Here is a 15220-nt window from a genome sequence, read left to right as displayed (position 1 = left end):
ATACAAAATTGAGCATTATCTGTTTGATACAGTTACACGTGCTGAGCACGCAGATTTTTGTTAGTTTTCGTAAATATAATACAAAATTAGTAAAATATTAAACTATGGTTTGTATAAATCACAGTTTTTTTAATTTTTTTGAAAATCAGGTTGAACCTTTTTTGAAAGTTGTTATATAATACTAACAAATAAAACAAATTGTATTATAACAGTTGGGAGGAAAGAAAAATGGATTGTTATACATGTTATGGAAATGGTGAGCTAGAATGTCCACATTGTCAGGGGAAGGAAAGAAAAGTAGAAGGGTGTCATCATTGTGAAGGTGAAGGTTGTGTAGGCTGCCATCGCTGTAATAGTAGCGGTCGCTTAGAATAGGAGGGGAAGCGATGCTTGAGGAGAAGATTGAAAGCGTTAACTCTAACGAAAGTAGTCTATTAACACAGGAGGCGATGGCGTTTCTGTTGAAGCTCCATCGTCAGTTTGAAACAGACATGAAAGATCTTGAAGAACTTGTAATGCAAAACAAAAAAACGCAAAAAGGGTTTCTTTCAAATACGAAATCTGTTCGGGATACGAACTGGACTGTTAAGCATGTTAGAGCAGATCTTCAAGATCGTCGCTTAATCATTAGACATTCTGCTGAAGATAAAAAGCGACTAAGAACCTCATTACAAAGTGGGGCAAAAGTTTTTGCAGCTGATTTAATGAGTGAACCATTTTTAACCTATAAACAGCGCATGGCTACTCATGCAAATGTAAATGAAGAAATTAATCGAAATAACAGTGAACTTAACGTATACCCTACTTCTATCATGATGATCCCACGACAGTGGAACATGATAGAAGAGAAAGTCATTGTAGATGGAATCGCAATGTCAGCCGGACTATTTGATTTCGGGTTATACCTGTTTCATAACACGCTTCCATTGTCGCAAAGTGGATCTGCACCTTATTTCGGGTTAACAGGTTTTACATCCTATCACGAAGCGAAATTTTGGAACAACGTTTTCTGTTTCGCTGAAAAAGAGATGAACCTTGTAGAGGGGACAGTTAAAGCTTCTGTACTACTAGGTAGTGATGGTATTTATCAAGTGGAAGAAATGCTGTATGAACTAAGAAATCACTGTTCAGGAATTCATCTTGAAACAGATAAAACAAAAACTATAACGGATGCCGCTCGTTACGCAATAAACATAGCTCACAAACGAAACACGCATGTCATTTGTGATGATTCTAGTAAAGGTTGTGATAGAGAAGATACGCTAAAACAATTTGAATTTGAAACAGTTGGAGTGGTTGAAGGATTTGATGGAACTTGTGTGTCTAATCCAACTATGACTGACATGGTTAACGCAATCTATAATCACTATATGCCTGAGCCAAACCAGATCTGGAAGAAGCGAAATGACTGTATTGCATTTCTGGAAACAGTGAATGAATTAAGCGTTTGATCTAAAATTTGAGTGATAACTAGGAGGAAACCATAATGACGAATGAAAGAACAGCAGCACTTCAAGAGAACTGGAAACAAGATAGGTTCAAAGGAATAGAACGACCATATTCACCTGAAGATGTACTTAAGCTCCAAGGTTCGATTCAAATCGAATATACACTTGCTAAGCGTGGAGCTGAACGTCTCTGGAAACTTGTAAACGAAGAGGATTTCGTAAATGCTCTTGGTGCGCTAACAGGTAACCAGGCAGTTCAACAGGTGAAAGCTGGCTTAAAAGCCATTTACTTAAGCGGATGGCAAGTTGCCGCAGATGCAAACGTTTCAGGACAGATGTACCCGGATCAAAGTTTGTATCCTGTTAACAGTGTTCCCCAAGTGGTAAAACGCATCAATCAAGCTCTACAAAGAGCTGATCAAATTGAACATTCTGAAGGAGTACACGATAGAGATTGGTTCGTACCCATTGTTGCTGATGCAGAAGCTGGATTCGGTGGTGCGTTAAATGTATTTGAACTCATGAAATCCATGATTGAAGCCGGTGCTGCAGCAGTACATTTTGAAGATCAGTTATCTTCTGAGAAGAAGTGTGGCCACCTTGGTGGGAAAGTTCTTCTTCCAACACAGCAAGCCGTTAAGAACTTGATTTCAGCTCGTCTTGCAGCCGATGTTATGGGAGTACCAACTATGATCATTGCAAGAACAGATGCGAATGCGGCTAATCTCATTACAAGTGACGTTGACAAATATGACAGTGAATTTTTAACGGGTGAAAGAACGCCAGAAGGATTCTTCTATACAAAACCAGGTCTTGATCAAGCAATTGCGCGCGGACTTGCATATGCACCTTATGCAGATCTCATTTGGTGTGAAACTTCAGAACCAAATCTTGAAGAGGCACAGAAGTTTGCGAATGCCATTCATGAAAGGTTCCCTGGGAAACTATTAGCTTATAACTGCTCGCCATCATTTAACTGGAAGAAAAAGCTTGATGACGAAACGATTGCTAAATTCCAGCGCGAACTAGGGAAAATGGGATATAAATTCCAGTTCGTTACGCTTGCAGGATTCCATGCCCTTAATCACAGTATGTTTGAACTAGCAAGAGACTACAAAGACCATGGTATGGCTGCTTACTCAAGACTCCAACAAGCTGAATTTGCTAGTGAAGCTGATGGGTATTCTGCTACAAGGCACCAACGAGAAGTTGGAACCGGTTATTTTGATGCTGTATCACAAGTTATTACTGGCGGAACTTCTTCCACAACAGCACTTAAAGGATCAACAGAGGAAGAGCAGTTTACAACGAAATAATAAGAAAAACCGGCTGATTTCAGCCGGTTTTTCTATGGTTTAGGTGATTAAGTTACGATCTAAGCCTCAACTTAGTTGAGAATAGACGATTGAAAGACTGGATTTTTTGGATATCCGCGATTTTTTGGATATATCCGCGAAAAACGAAATATATCCGCGATAATCTGGATATATCCGCGGAAATCAGATTATATCCGCGAAAGTGGGTTTTAGAAGGCCGCTTCCGCTTTTCAGATCCAGCTGCAGCCTCCAGACCCTCGGTCACTTCACCATCCAACTCGAACACAAAGGGCGTGTTCAATTTGGATGGTTCCAGTGTCTGACGGGTCTAAACGGAGGCTTTCGCTTTTCCTTAGATCCAGCTGCAGTGGGCAGCCTCTCGATTGCTTCACCTCCCAAAATGAACACAAAAAGGCGTGTTCTTTTTGGGAGGCTCCAGCGCTTGTCGAGTCTAACCGCCCACTTCCGCTTTTCTTTAGATCCAGCTGCAGTGGGCAGGTCCTCGAGTCGCTTCAGAATTTCATTCGAACACAAAGACCGTGTTCAAATAAAATCCTTCCAGCGCTTGTCGGACCTAAACGCCCACTTCCGCTTTTCTTTAGATCCAGCTGCAGTGGGCAGGTCCTCGAGTCGCTTCAGAATTTCATTCGAACACAAAGACCGTGTTCAAATAAAATCCTTCCAGCGCTTGTCGGACCTAAACGCCCACTTCCGCTTTTCTTTAGATCCAGCTGCAGTGGGCAGGTCCTCGAGTCGCTTCAGAATTTCATTCGAACACAAAGACCGTGTTCAAATAAAATCCTTCCAGCGCTTGTCGGACCTAAACGCCCACTTCCGCTTTTCTTTAGATCCAGCTGCAGTGGGCAGGTCCTCGAGTCGCTTCAGAATTTCATTCGAACACAAAGACCGTGTTCAAATAAAATCCTTCCAGCGCTTGTCGGACCTAAACGCCCACTTCCGCTTTTCTTTAGATCCAGCTGCAGTGGGCAGGTCCTCGAGTCGCTTCAGAATTTCATTCGAACACAAAGACCGTGTTCAAATAAAATCCTTCCAGCGCTTGTCGGACCTAAACGCCCACTTCCGCTTTTCCTAGATCCAGCTGCAATTCGCAGAAACTACGATATTTCACTCTTTCACGAGAACACAAAGGACGTGTTCTCGTGAAAGAGCTCCAATATCTCCGTTTCTAAACGCTCGCTTCCGCTTTTCAGATCCAGCTGCAGCCTCCAGACCCTACTTCACCATCCAACTCGAACACAAAGGGCGTGTTCAATTTGGATGGTTCCAGTGTCTGACGGGTCTAAACGGAGGCTTCCGCTTTTCCTAGATCCAGCTGCAACTCGCAGAAACTACGATATTTCACTCTTTCACTAGAACACAAAGGACGTGTTCTAGTTCAAGAGCTCCAATATCTCCGTTTCTAAACGCTCGTTTCCGCTTTTCCTACTTAAACTTAATTCCTGATTCTTCTACTTTGCCGCCTTCTGTTGCTTCGACTAGGGTGTCGAGGGCTTTGTTTAGGACTTGTTTGTGTTGTTCTTTGTTACCTGGTTGTCCTACTGCGCTGCCGAATGGGAAGCGGTTGTAGAGGGAGCGAGGTACGTTGACGTATTCGCTGATTTCTTTTGACATTGTTAGGGCAATTGTAGGTATGCCGTGTTCTTCAAGTACGCGTGCGACCAGACCGGCCGACTGTTGACAGACTGGTCATGAAGGGACCAATAAGGCATAGTCTACGTTTTGTTGAAGAAGTTTCTTAGCTACCTCTACTGCAGTAACGTTTTTAAGTGGGTGTGGTGTTGGGATGTATCCCATAAAGCTATAGTGTGTTTCAGCTAGTTCACCAATTCGACCCTCAGCTTGAAGTTCTTTCATGATGTCTAATGGGAACTGAACGTTTGGATCTTGTCTCACATTCGTTTGATCATAATGTTCATGTGCGAAAGAGACATCCTTAAGCTCAGTTTCGACTGGGATCTCCCGATATGAAGGGTCCCCCAATCCGTAATTATCATTAAAAGGTGGTTGTCCTTTTACGTAGATGCCACCAGTAGCAATAATGGCGCCTTTAGATTTACTTAAGTCTTTTGTAAAAGGTGTAAAAGGGGTAGTTTCATTCTTCTCATAACGAAAAGACGGTACCCAGTTTTGTTGAACGGCTTGCTCTACTTTTTCAATCATGTTTACTCCTCCTTCCAATACTTTGTAGTGTACCTTACCGTTTTAGCATGTATGTATAAAAAACGAAAGTAAAACGTCTTAGCAAGCATAATTGTCCTTCTTCCTAAATACGATGAGTAGTAAACAAGGAAGGGGGACAGGCCGGTATGAAAAATAGAAGAAATGCTTGGAGATTATGATTGTGCGCTTCTTCATATTTCTAGTCGGTTTTGGACTCTCTGTTGCAGGTGGCGTTACCTTAATTCTTGAACTAAATTTAATTATTATTGGACATAGTCTCGTTGACTATTTCGTCTATATATCACAAACACCAGAGCTTTATTTATTTGCTTCTGGAATCATTGTTGTTTGGTTTAGTGTATATTGGCCACGCTTTTAATTTAGGCTATTGAACAATGTNCGCTTCGAGCAAATTCATTTGCTCAGGCGAATTGGCACCACAGGGCGACCTTTCAGCAGAGCTGAAAGGCGAGTGAAACTGAGGTTTCACTCGAATGAGCCAAAAATCGAGAAATCAACAATATGAGCTAACATAGCCTTAATTTAAGAAGAATTACCTTTTCTCCGCTAATGTCCCTTCCCGATATTTTGGATGACCATACCTTATACTGTAGGCAGTTATCTTGATGCCCATCAGGAAAGGGAGGAGAGACATGGAGAATTATGTTCCCATGCAAGGGATTTATCATAGTCCTTATCCAGGTACCAGAATATCTCATGAAATGAGACAGTATGCTCATCAACGACCATTTCCAATCATAGGTGCTGCTTTTGCCGGTGGTCTTGCAGGAGGATTATTGGGAGCTCTTGTCATACCAGGGGTATATGGCGGTTTTGGCTATCCTGGAGGTGGGTATCCGCCTCCACCTCCACCAGGTTATGGAGGTGGATACCAGGGCTACGGACCTCAAGGGTACGGTGGATCAGGTGGTTACCCAGGATATTATGGTGGACGTCCGCCTTACGGATCGAGCCCATATCCGTATAGAGAATTAGAATGAAAATGCAAAAAGCAAAGGCTTAATCACCTTTGCTTTTTATTTTGTTTTAGGCTCTTTTCTAAAAGATTGTTGCCTTTGAATCAATAATTGAATAAAACCCCCATTTAGCTGATTGGAGCGGAAATTACCCTAGAGCAACAATATCTACGAAAAGAGTTTTGTTTTAAAACGGTTTCCATGTAATTGTTCGTGCTTTCTCAAACCGTTTGTTAACTTCCGGCCAGTTCACTATTTTCCACCAGTTGTCGATATATTGCTTTCGGTCATTCTCATATTGAAGATAATATGCATGTTCCCAAACATCAAGCGCGAGCAATGGGATCACGTCCCACTGACTTAAATTCTGATGTTTCTCAGCCTGGAGAATTTCAAGTCTTCTCGAAACAGGAGACCAGACGAGAATAGCCCAACCTGATCCCTCCACTTTATTAGCGGCATTTGTAAATTGTTTTTTAAACTGATTAAAGCTACCAAAGCTTTTTGTGATTTCATTGACAACTGGCCCTTGAGGCTTTCCACCATCTGGACTCATGATTTCCCAGAAAAGTGTGTGAAGAAAATGACCTGCTCCGTTAAAAGCTAATTCTCGTTCCCAGTGTTTAATTAGTTCAAAGTTTTCTTTTTGTCGTGCTTCTTGTAATGCTACTTCTGCCTTATTTAAGCCATCAACATAGCTTTGATGATGGATGTCATGATGGAGTGTCATAATTCGTTCTGATATAGAAGGTTCAAGCGCGTTGTAAGCGTAAGGTAAGGGAGGAAGTGTGTGTCCTCCAATCGGAACGGTTTGTTGTACTCTAGAAGCAGCTTGAAAATCATCATATAATCTTTTGGCTTGAGTATAAGCATCTTCATCTCTAACTCCTTGTGCATTTTCTAACTCATTAAGCCATTTTTCTGTATTAGAAAGTATTGGGTATTTTATGTGGTTCACAACTGAACTCGATTGCACGTAATTTCGAAATGTGTAACCCCATGATATCAGCGCCTGAGTGCTATTTGTAACCAAACGTCATCCCCCTTTTTTAGACGTTATTACTATATGAGCGATGTTGATAAAATGTTTCTTCTGATCCTTAATGTTTTTAATATGCAATATTTGGGTATCACCACTCTATGGGATTTGAAATAAGGGGGATCATTATGGGGAAAAAAATAAATGATAACAGCAATGGAGAACGTCAAGGGAAGAGGAAGAATAAGAAGCATTTTGCACGTAACGTTCTACTATTTGCTGCTTTCTTAATGGTTTTTGTACTGTCATTCGGAAGTTATCAAACTTACGCTTATATAGATGATGCGCCAACACTTGATGCAAATAAATTGAGTCTGCCACAGTCGTCAACAATCTATGATGCAGAAGGAAACAAAATTCAAGATATTGTAGGGAAGGAGCATCGCAAAGTCGTCGCATTTGATGAGATACCTACAGAAGTAATCAATGCGTTTATAGCAGTAGAAGACGTTAGATTCTTCGACCATAATGGTGTCGATATTAAACGTATTGGCGGAGCAGTAGTGGCAAACGTTAAAGATGGGTTTGGAGCTGAAGGTGCAAGTACCATCACTCAACAAGTTGTGAAAAACATGCTCCTTGAACCTGAGAAGACAATGAAACGTAAAGTACAAGAAGCCTATTTAGCTGTACAGCTAGAGAAAAAGTATTCCAAACAGGAAATTCTTAGCATGTACCTCAATAAAATTTACTTTGGGCAAGGTGCCTATGGTGTTGCAACGGCTGCTGATGTATATTTTAATAAATCACTAGATGAACTCACCACAGGAGAAGCCGCTCTTCTTGCCGGATTGCCTCAAAGGCCTTCAGGATACGATCCTTACAAACACCCGGAGCTTGCAAATGATCGACGAGCAACGGTACTAGGTTTGATGAAGCAACATGGATTTATTTCTGAAAAGGAAAGAGAAAAAGAAGCATCTATATCTGTACAAGAGATGATTGTTGAACAGAAAAAACAGCCGACAACAAATGATGCTTTTATTGATCAAGTTATTGCTGATTTAGAGAAAGCTGGCATTTCAGAAGAAGCGCTCTACTCAGGTGGTTTAGAAGTTTATACGACGTTAGATCAAGGCGCACAAGAAATTGTTGACAAAGCTTTGACTACTAATCGTGCTGTGACTTACCCAGATGAAGAATTTAGAGCGGGTATTTCACTTTTAGATACTCAAACAGGAGCAATCAGAGCAATCGGTGGAAATCGTCAAACAGGTGAAAATGATGTCCAAAAAGGGTTTAATTATGCAACGCAATTAGAGCGATCACCTGGATCGACAATTAAACCTATCCTTGATTATGCACCTGGAATAGAGAAACACAAGTGGTCAACAAATAAGCAATTTGTCGATGAAGAGCTTGAGCTTAATGGGAAAGAGTTTAGCAATTGGAACGATGAATTCCAGGGTAGCGTCTCAATCCGTGAAGCTTTAAAGTGGTCTTATAACATTCCAGCAATTAAAGCATTTATGGAAGTCGGAGGTAAAGAGGCACAGGCTTTTGCAAAAGATCTAGGAATTTCAATTGATCAAACCTATCCAGCTTATGCAATTGGAGGATTTGCAAAAGGTATTTCTCCGCTTCAGCTTTCAGGAGCATATGCAGCATTCGGATCAGGCGGTACGTTCCATGAACCATATAGTGTAGAAAAAGTAGTCTATCCAAATGGAAAAGAACTTGCACTAACATCTGAATCTAATCGTGTGATGAACGAAGGTACTGCCTATATGATTACGGATATGCTACGGACGGTTGTACAAGAAGGAACGGGTATGCAAGCCGGTGTAAATGGACTCGACATTGCTGGTAAAACAGGAACAACCAATCTACCAGAAGGAATCAATGGTGATGGTACTTCTGATGCGTGGTTCTCTGGCTACACGACGAACTACACAGCAGCGGTTTGGACAGGCTATGATCAAACAACACAAGAGAGCTATATTCGTAAGAAAGATGATGATATAGCTAAGCTTCTTTTCAAACATGTCATTAGTAAGGTTTCAGAAGGAAAAGAAACGAATTCATTCGAAAAACCAGAATCTGTTGTTGAATTAAAAATAGACAAAAATACTGGGTTACGTGCGAACGGTCAAACATCCTCTAGCGATATCATTAAAGAACTATATTTTAAAGGTGAAGAACCGAAAAAGGCAGTAATTCCAGAACCTAAGAAGCCGGAACCTGTAAAAGAAGATAACAGAAATGACTCTAACAATTCAGAAGCGGATAAGAAACCTACTTCTAATCAACCAGCAAACGAAGAAGAATCCGATAAGAAAGATTCGACTAAAGAAGATAACAATGTAGACCAGGTAGAAGAAAATGCTGACAACAATGAACCTAAGAAAGAACCTAAAGAGGAAAAGAAAGAAGAACCGTCAGAATCTAACAAAGAACAAGAACCAGCAAAAGAAGAACCCGTAGAAGAAGAGCCTCAATCGACTGATGATCCTGCAGAAGAGCAAGAAAGTGACCAGGGAACTGAAGAAGATAACTCTAGTAATTCAGACAACGATAGCACAGGGAACTCTGACACTAACGGAGGCACAAGTGAAGGAAACGCCGACAATAGTGGCGACTCTGGTGAAAATGAAGAAGAATCTAATACAGGCAGTAGCAATGGTAACTCTTCTAACACCGGTGGAAATGAGACTGGCGAAACAAATGAAGATAACACTAGTGATGAGGATAATGGGAATAACGCTAGTGAAGAGAGTAATGCGAGTGAAGAAAGCAATTCAGATAGTGGTACTACTAACGGAAACAACAATCAGAACAGCAGTGGCAATACCAATAATAATGGAAGTAATGAAAACAACGAAACGCAGGGCTCTAATGCTGAAAATGATGAGAATCAAGATAGCTCTGAAGAAACCAATAAAGAATCTAATGATTCTTCCACGAGTAACGTTAAGAAATCTGGAAACAATAATGATTCGTCACAAGGCGAAGATGAGACTACTCAAAAGCAGAAAAGCAATGATAATGAGTAGTCTTCCTACCTTGCTTTTCGTTCATATCACATAGAAAGAGCCGCCATTTGGCGGCTCTTTCTATGTGGGTGGCGCTAATGGTACGTAAGGAGTTATCTCACCTTGTGTAGCTTCTAGTTCAGGAGCAGGTTCCGTGTAAGCACCAGTATTATATAAATTTGAAAGTGGCTTAATAATACCTGCGCTACCAATTTGCAGGACTGAAGAATTCGAAATTCCTTCGACTCTTAGCTGATGAATAACGATGTTTTGATTCACAAAGAAATTCACGAATCTTCAGCTCCCTAATTGTTTGCAGTGATATCTTGATCTGCGAGGTCAGGATCAAGTGAGTTGGTTAAACTGAATCCGTTGTTTACGATATGAAAGTCACCTGTATTAAAACCACCTGAACCAGCGTATGTTTTTGAAGTTGATTTAGGTGTCGTATTAAAACTATCCCCAAAGTTGACGACGCCGCCTGCACTGTTAATTTTGACTGGTCCTACTATTGAAGGCATGATTGAACATCCTTTGCAATGATCGTGATACCGTATTGTATGAGTGGTGGGGGGGTTTTGTTCTCATTATTCATTTCCTTCATTAGGGTCAGTAAAAAACTCTCGTATATTTTTAACTCGTGATTCTGCTTGGATCGTTCTTGTAGAGCCTACATGGACCACTCCTGAAGCTGCAACCCCTAGTACTTGAATACTGTTTACTTTAATAACAGGATTTTCGTGGACTGTCACATGGTTAATGGCTTCCGTTAGTAATGGGGTTGGCAGAGACTGACTATAAAGAGAAAAAGAAGAGAGGTCTTCATATTCATTTCCTTTGAAAATAGGCTGTTCTCTTTGTATAGCAAAAATTTTGGTTTCTGGTGTGATTTGATTACTGTCTCCAATTTGTACTGTTCCAGAGCTATCAACAGACAATATGTTCATCCAGTTAACTAAAGAAGAGCGACTATGCATATTAAGATGCAATCGGTACAAATGGTCTGGTTATAATTAAGGATTCTGGAGGAGTATCAAAGATGGAAGAACATGCAATCGATTCTGTATCGCCTACAAGTAAGACCGAAGAACTTGCTACTGCAGTTACCGTAATATTACCAACCGAGAGGCCTCTGTTTATGACAGTGTAGTTCATGATGAATCCGTCCTTTTAGGTAAATTTTTAATAAATGCTTCCATTCCATTCACAATATCTCGTTTTAACTTTTGTTCTATTTCTTCTGACAATTCTTGCGGTGACGCATTAGGAGTACGTTCTTTTTGCTGATTAAGATAATAATTAATACGCTGATCAAGCTGCTTTTGAATATCATTTAAAATAAAATGACGATACGGGTCATCAAGAGGATAATTGTACTTTTGTTCTAATTCACCCAACTGTTTTAACGCGCCGTTTTGCATATATGAATTAACATTCTGTTGAATGGATTGAATCGTCTCAGGCGCAAGAGAAGAAGGATTCATTCCATTTGTTCCATTCACGGTGAAATCTTCAAGCATATCTGCTCCGCCATTCGGCGTTAGTCCAATATTGAGTGTTCCGTCAAGGCGTTCTATCTTTAGTTGATCAAACTTGTATTCAATCTTTTCAATGTTTGTTTTAGGTGCCTTTGATAATTGATCATAATTGTCCTTTAAATCATCTACCATATCTTCAAGCATTTTGATCCGATGGTTTTGTTGTTCAATGTGTTGTTGTATCCGCTGCAGGATGCCGTAGATGTTATCGTTTGGATACATTGACCATCAACTCCCGTATCAAAATGTATATAGTACTGTATGCGGGAGAGTAAAAGTAGGTGAATGCCCTGTTAGATGTTTGCCACTACATTTTGATCAGCGACATCACTGTCATTTACGTTTGTTACACTATATGAACTACTCACATTAAGGCCATTACCAGTATTAAATGATCCTGCACCAGCAAAGGTTCGAACAGCGCTTGTAGGAGACACAATAAACACATCACCGACGTGAAAGACACCACTGCTTCCGATTGAGTTTACTTTGATTGCTCCAACTAGTGCCGGCATGTTTTCACATCCTTTTTAACAGTATTCTTGTATTACTGTATGCGGGATAGTAGCGTATGTTCGAGCGTTCAAGGAATGGTAAACTTTCAAAGTAAGGTCAATGCAAGGTGAGTTATAAATTCGGAAACAGATCTTATATAGATCTGTTTTTTACTTCAATTGAAATTATATGAATAATTACTATCACTCTGTAAAAAAATAGGCAGGTCTTTCAATAAAATAGAAAGGTAGTGATGGAATGAAATGGATTATTTCTGCCTTAATGATTGCAGTGCTATTCGTAACTGCATCACCTCAGAGCCTGGCAGCTGAGAACAACAATGTTGCGAATGTTCGTGTGATTCACGCTTCTCCTGATGCGCCATCTGTAGACGTTTATGTTGATGGAAAACCAGCTTTTAAAGGAGCATCTTTCAAAGACGTAACCGATTATGCAGCGTTAGCACCGGGAGAGAAGAAAGTTCAAATTTTCGCTACTTCTGCCAATGGGAAAGGAAAGCCAGTACTTGAGCAGAAATTAACTGTTGAAGCTGGTAAGAATTATTCGGTTGTTGCTTTAGGGGAAGTAGACAATCTATCTGTGCTTGCTCTAGAAGATCAAAAAGGATCGGGAGATAAGGCTGGGCTTAGAGCTGTTCATGCTTCTCCCGACGCGCCACCTGTTGATATCGCGGTGAAAGACGGCGATGTGTTAATTAAGAACCTCGCCTTCGGTCAAAATTCAGAGTACTTAACTGTAAGCCCGGATTCTTATAATCTTGAAGTTCGCGCAACGGGAAGTGATACATCTGTACTTGATCTTCCTAATGTACCGGTTGAAGCTGGTGTTAACTATACAGCTATCGCAATTGGTTTTCTTGATGGTGATCCTGCGCTTAATGTGATCCTATTAAAAGATGGTAAGTAAAAAGCTCCGCAGCGTAAATCGCTGCGGATGTTTTTGTCTTCGCTTGTTAATACTGTAAGCATTTCTATTAAGGAGTGAGTTATATGCATACCAAGCATACTGTTCGATACATCTGTGAGCGCTACCCAAGTGGCAATCATTATTATTACAAACAAGAATTAATTACACATGATTCCTGGCAGAATCCTTTATCCATCCAATGGTCAGCAAGAAGACCAATCTCAAGTAGAACGTTCATTAAGAAGGAAAAAGAAGGATATAAAACAATTAACACATTTATCGAAAAGCAACCAGCTGACATTCTGATGTTCTCAAAGGCATAGTTGCCGGTTTCATTACTATAGTATAAAGGAATTATTAGGTTGAGGAGGGAAGTAGTATGAAGACAATTTATCATGTGCAAAGCGGGAAGTATGAGAAATGGGAACTTAAGAAAGAAGGCGCCAATCAAGCAACGAAAACCTTTGAAACAAAGGAAGAAGCTTATCAATTTGGAAGGGAGATGTGTGATGAAAATCGCCCATCTGAATTAATTGTTCACCAGTTAAATGGAGACATAGAAGATAAAAGTCTATATAATAAGTAGAGTTTTCGGTTCTAACGTACATATTTTTCATTTATTGAATAAATATAGTACTAACTACTATCCTGATGAAGGAAGGGAACCGTTTATGAATTTTATAAGTCCAACGGCTGGAAAAGTAACAATGGATCAAGTCACTCAGCTTATTGAGAGGTATACAGAGGAAGATCCGAAAGGGAAATATAGGATTGTGATTGGGACAGATTCTCAAACGAGTCGAAAAGCGACACAGTTCGTAACAGCAATCATTATTCACCGTGTTGGTAAAGGAGCAAGAATATTCTATCGCAAGGTTAAGCATAAACCGATCCATGAGCTCAGGCATCGGATCTACAAGGAAACGGAAATGAGTCTTGAGCTGATGGAGTTGTTAAAAGAAGAGGGCTTTTCAGCTTTGCTTGAGAAATGGCCAATTGAGATTCATTTAGATGTAGGTAAACAGGGGGAAACTCGTAAAGTGATACAGGAAGTTGTTGGGTGGGTTACCTCTGTTGGCTATATTGCAAGAATTAAACCAGATTCATATGGGGCAAGCAGTGTTGCGGATCGGTATACGAAATCAATAAGCTGAACTGGCTGATAAAGCCAGTTTTTTCATTTTTATGAAACCTAATTTTTACTCTTTCGTATGATAGACAAAGGAGTGATGAGATGAAATTAAAGCTATATTCTTTAATCGTTACGGTATTTATTGTTCTTGCAGCGTGTAGTGGTACCACGGAATCTGGAGGAGAAATTAGCGTTGATATAGGAATTGACGCGCAAGAGGTGTTCGAAAAGTCCATTGCTGCTCAAGAAGATGTCACCAGTTTTAGGATGATGGCAAACATGAACCAAACCTTCGATTCTAATGAAGAAGAGGTTGAGATTACAAGTAAAATCGATTCTAATATGGTGGTAGATCCGTTAGCATTTCACCAGGTAATTGATATGAATGCAAATGGTGAGGCTATGCAAATGGAGTCGTATTATAGTGAAGCAGGCTTTTTCATGAAACAAGGAGAAGAATGGATGGAATTTCCTGATGAAATGACAGATTCACTGCTCACCATGCAGCAATCACAAGCGGATCCTTCTGAACAAATGGAAATGCTAAAAAAGTACGTTGACGAATTTAAGCTAGTAGAAAATGAAGGTACATATGTGATGACTATGAAAGCGACAGGAGAGAAATACCAGGAATTGTTAGATGAAACCGTTGAGAACATGGGGCAACAAAATGAGATGCTTCAGGGATTTACCGAGCAATTGAAAGTGAATGAAGTAGAATACACTCTCACAATTGGAAAAGCTGACTTCCTAATAAGGGAATTCCAGATGAAAATGGATAGTGAAATAACAATGGAAGATGAATCGATTTCGATGTTAATGGAAATGGACTCACAGTTTGAGAACTATAATGAAATAGAAGAAGTAACAGTCCCAGAAGAAGTAATTCAACAAGCGAAAGAGATGCCGGGGATCTCCTAGGAAGAGAAGAGTACTGAATAAGTACTCTTTTTTTATGGCTATGTTAATGAACAGTGTTGATTTTTGGCTCATTCGAGTGAAACTGAAGTTTCACTCGAATGAGCCAAAAATCGAGAAATCAACAATATGTGCTAACATAGCCTTATTTATTGATAAGGCTCTTGTATAAATACCACACTTAGCAATTGGAGCGGAAGAATGCTCGACTCCTGCGGGACTAGCGGGACAGGTGAGACCCCGCAGGAGCGTTAGCGACGAGGAGGCTCACCGCCCG

At 40.3% G+C, this 15220-nt stretch carries 19 protein-coding genes; 11 read left to right on the top strand and 8 right to left on the bottom strand.

All coding sequences use genetic code 11. The features are described from left to right. Window positions 1–228: 228 nt before the first annotated feature. Genes AB986_RS22305 through aceA form a run of 3 tightly spaced genes read left to right on the top strand, consistent with a single transcriptional unit; the run spans window position 229 to window position 2764 of the window. Entirely contained in the window at window positions 229–375 is a 147-nt protein-coding gene (locus AB986_RS22305; protein ID WP_161797346.1) for a hypothetical protein, read from the top strand. Window positions 376–386: 11 nt separating this feature from the next. Beyond that, window positions 387–1451, top strand: a complete 1065-nt coding sequence (locus AB986_RS07010) for an aldolase/citrate lyase/malate synthase family protein (RefSeq protein WP_048310156.1) — start codon at window positions 387–389, stop codon at window positions 1449–1451. A gap of 35 nt (window positions 1452–1486) precedes the next feature. Beyond that, window positions 1487–2764, top strand: coding sequence for an isocitrate lyase (aceA, locus tag AB986_RS07005; RefSeq protein WP_048310155.1), 1278 nt, complete (start codon window positions 1487–1489; stop codon window positions 2762–2764). 1707 nt (window positions 2765–4471) lie between these two features. Here the strand turns inward: aceA and AB986_RS07000 are convergent. Further along, on the bottom strand, window positions 4472–4945 hold the full coding sequence (locus tag AB986_RS07000) for a glycine/sarcosine/betaine reductase selenoprotein B family protein (RefSeq protein ID WP_048310154.1): 474 nt from the start codon (window positions 4943–4945) through the stop codon (window positions 4472–4474). 175 nt (window positions 4946–5120) lie between these two features. Here AB986_RS07000 and AB986_RS06995 point away from each other — a divergent pair, with 175 nt between their 5' ends. Continuing rightward, window positions 5121–5324: a YuzI family membrane protein gene (locus AB986_RS06995; protein ID WP_048310967.1), complete on the top strand. Its 204-nt coding sequence runs from the start codon at window positions 5121–5123 to the stop codon at window positions 5322–5324. Between the two features lie 274 nt (window positions 5325–5598). After that, entirely contained in the window at window positions 5599–5946 is a 348-nt protein-coding gene (locus AB986_RS06990) for a hypothetical protein (protein ID WP_236690314.1), read from the top strand. Window positions 5947–6109: 163 nt separating this feature from the next. On the opposite strand, the gene AB986_RS06985 is transcribed toward AB986_RS06990, so the two are convergent. Then, window positions 6110–6955, bottom strand: coding sequence for a superoxide dismutase (locus AB986_RS06985; protein WP_084006433.1), 846 nt, complete (start codon window positions 6953–6955; stop codon window positions 6110–6112). 134 nt (window positions 6956–7089) lie between these two features. On the opposite strand from AB986_RS06985, the gene AB986_RS06980 reads away from it, so the two are divergent. After that, window positions 7090–9954 (top strand): PBP1A family penicillin-binding protein, encoded by a 2865-nt coding sequence (locus tag AB986_RS06980; RefSeq protein ID WP_053216064.1) that lies wholly within the window; start codon window positions 7090–7092, stop codon window positions 9952–9954. Between the two features lie 60 nt (window positions 9955–10014). Here AB986_RS06980 and AB986_RS06975 read toward each other — a convergent pair whose 3' ends face one another. The 6 genes from AB986_RS06975 to AB986_RS06955 all read right to left on the bottom strand — a co-directional run bounded on the left by AB986_RS06975 (window position 10015) and on the right by AB986_RS06955 (window position 11986). Then, complete coding sequence (locus AB986_RS06975; protein WP_048310153.1) at window positions 10015–10224, bottom strand: spore germination protein GerPB; 210 nt, start codon at window positions 10222–10224, stop codon at window positions 10015–10017. A 14-nt stretch (window positions 10225–10238) separates the two neighbouring features. Next, window positions 10239–10454 carry a spore germination protein gene (locus tag AB986_RS06970; protein ID WP_048310152.1) on the bottom strand — a complete coding sequence of 72 codons (216 nt, stop codon included), beginning with the start codon at window positions 10452–10454 and terminating at the stop codon, window positions 10239–10241. A gap of 66 nt (window positions 10455–10520) precedes the next feature. Then, window positions 10521–10910, bottom strand: coding sequence for a spore germination protein GerPE (locus AB986_RS06965; RefSeq protein ID WP_084006432.1), 390 nt, complete (start codon window positions 10908–10910; stop codon window positions 10521–10523). 1 nt (window position 10911) lies between these two features. Further along, on the bottom strand, window positions 10912–11088 hold the full coding sequence (locus AB986_RS21520) for a spore gernimation protein GerPD (RefSeq protein ID WP_084006431.1): 177 nt from the start codon (window positions 11086–11088) through the stop codon (window positions 10912–10914). Next, window positions 11085–11693 (bottom strand): spore germination protein GerPC, encoded by a 609-nt coding sequence (gene gerPC, locus AB986_RS06960; protein ID WP_048310151.1) that lies wholly within the window; start codon window positions 11691–11693, stop codon window positions 11085–11087. Before gerPC ends, AB986_RS21520 begins: the two co-directional genes overlap by 4 nt. Before the next feature lie 71 nt (window positions 11694–11764). Next, window positions 11765–11986: a spore germination protein gene (locus tag AB986_RS06955; protein WP_048310150.1), complete on the bottom strand. Its 222-nt coding sequence runs from the start codon at window positions 11984–11986 to the stop codon at window positions 11765–11767. A 238-nt stretch (window positions 11987–12224) separates the two neighbouring features. Here AB986_RS06955 and AB986_RS06950 point away from each other — a divergent pair, with 238 nt between their 5' ends. The 5 genes from AB986_RS06950 (at window position 12225) to AB986_RS06930 (ending at window position 14946) form a co-directional block, all read left to right on the top strand. Further along, window positions 12225–12893, top strand: coding sequence for a DUF4397 domain-containing protein (locus AB986_RS06950; protein WP_048310149.1), 669 nt, complete (start codon window positions 12225–12227; stop codon window positions 12891–12893). A gap of 83 nt (window positions 12894–12976) precedes the next feature. After that, a complete protein-coding gene (locus tag AB986_RS06945) occupies window positions 12977–13216 on the top strand; it encodes a hypothetical protein (protein ID WP_048310148.1) in 240 nt (79 codons plus the stop codon). A gap of 56 nt (window positions 13217–13272) precedes the next feature. Then, a complete protein-coding gene (locus AB986_RS06940) occupies window positions 13273–13479 on the top strand; it encodes a DUF2188 domain-containing protein (RefSeq protein WP_048310147.1) in 207 nt (68 codons plus the stop codon). Between the two features lie 85 nt (window positions 13480–13564). Next, window positions 13565–14047 carry a ribonuclease H-like YkuK family protein gene (locus tag AB986_RS06935; protein WP_048310146.1) on the top strand — a complete coding sequence of 161 codons (483 nt, stop codon included), beginning with the start codon at window positions 13565–13567 and terminating at the stop codon, window positions 14045–14047. A gap of 80 nt (window positions 14048–14127) precedes the next feature. Beyond that, window positions 14128–14946 (top strand): DUF6612 family protein, encoded by an 819-nt coding sequence (locus AB986_RS06930; RefSeq protein WP_048310145.1) that lies wholly within the window; start codon window positions 14128–14130, stop codon window positions 14944–14946. Window positions 14947–15220: the final 274 nt, after the last annotated feature.

It is taken from the genome of Guptibacillus hwajinpoensis (assembly GCF_001039475.1).
In the GTDB taxonomy this organism is placed as follows: domain Bacteria; phylum Bacillota; class Bacilli; order Bacillales; family Guptibacillaceae; genus Guptibacillus; species Guptibacillus hwajinpoensis.
The sequence above is the reverse complement of the archived record's forward strand: the minus strand, read 5'-3'. Positions and strand labels throughout refer to the sequence as shown.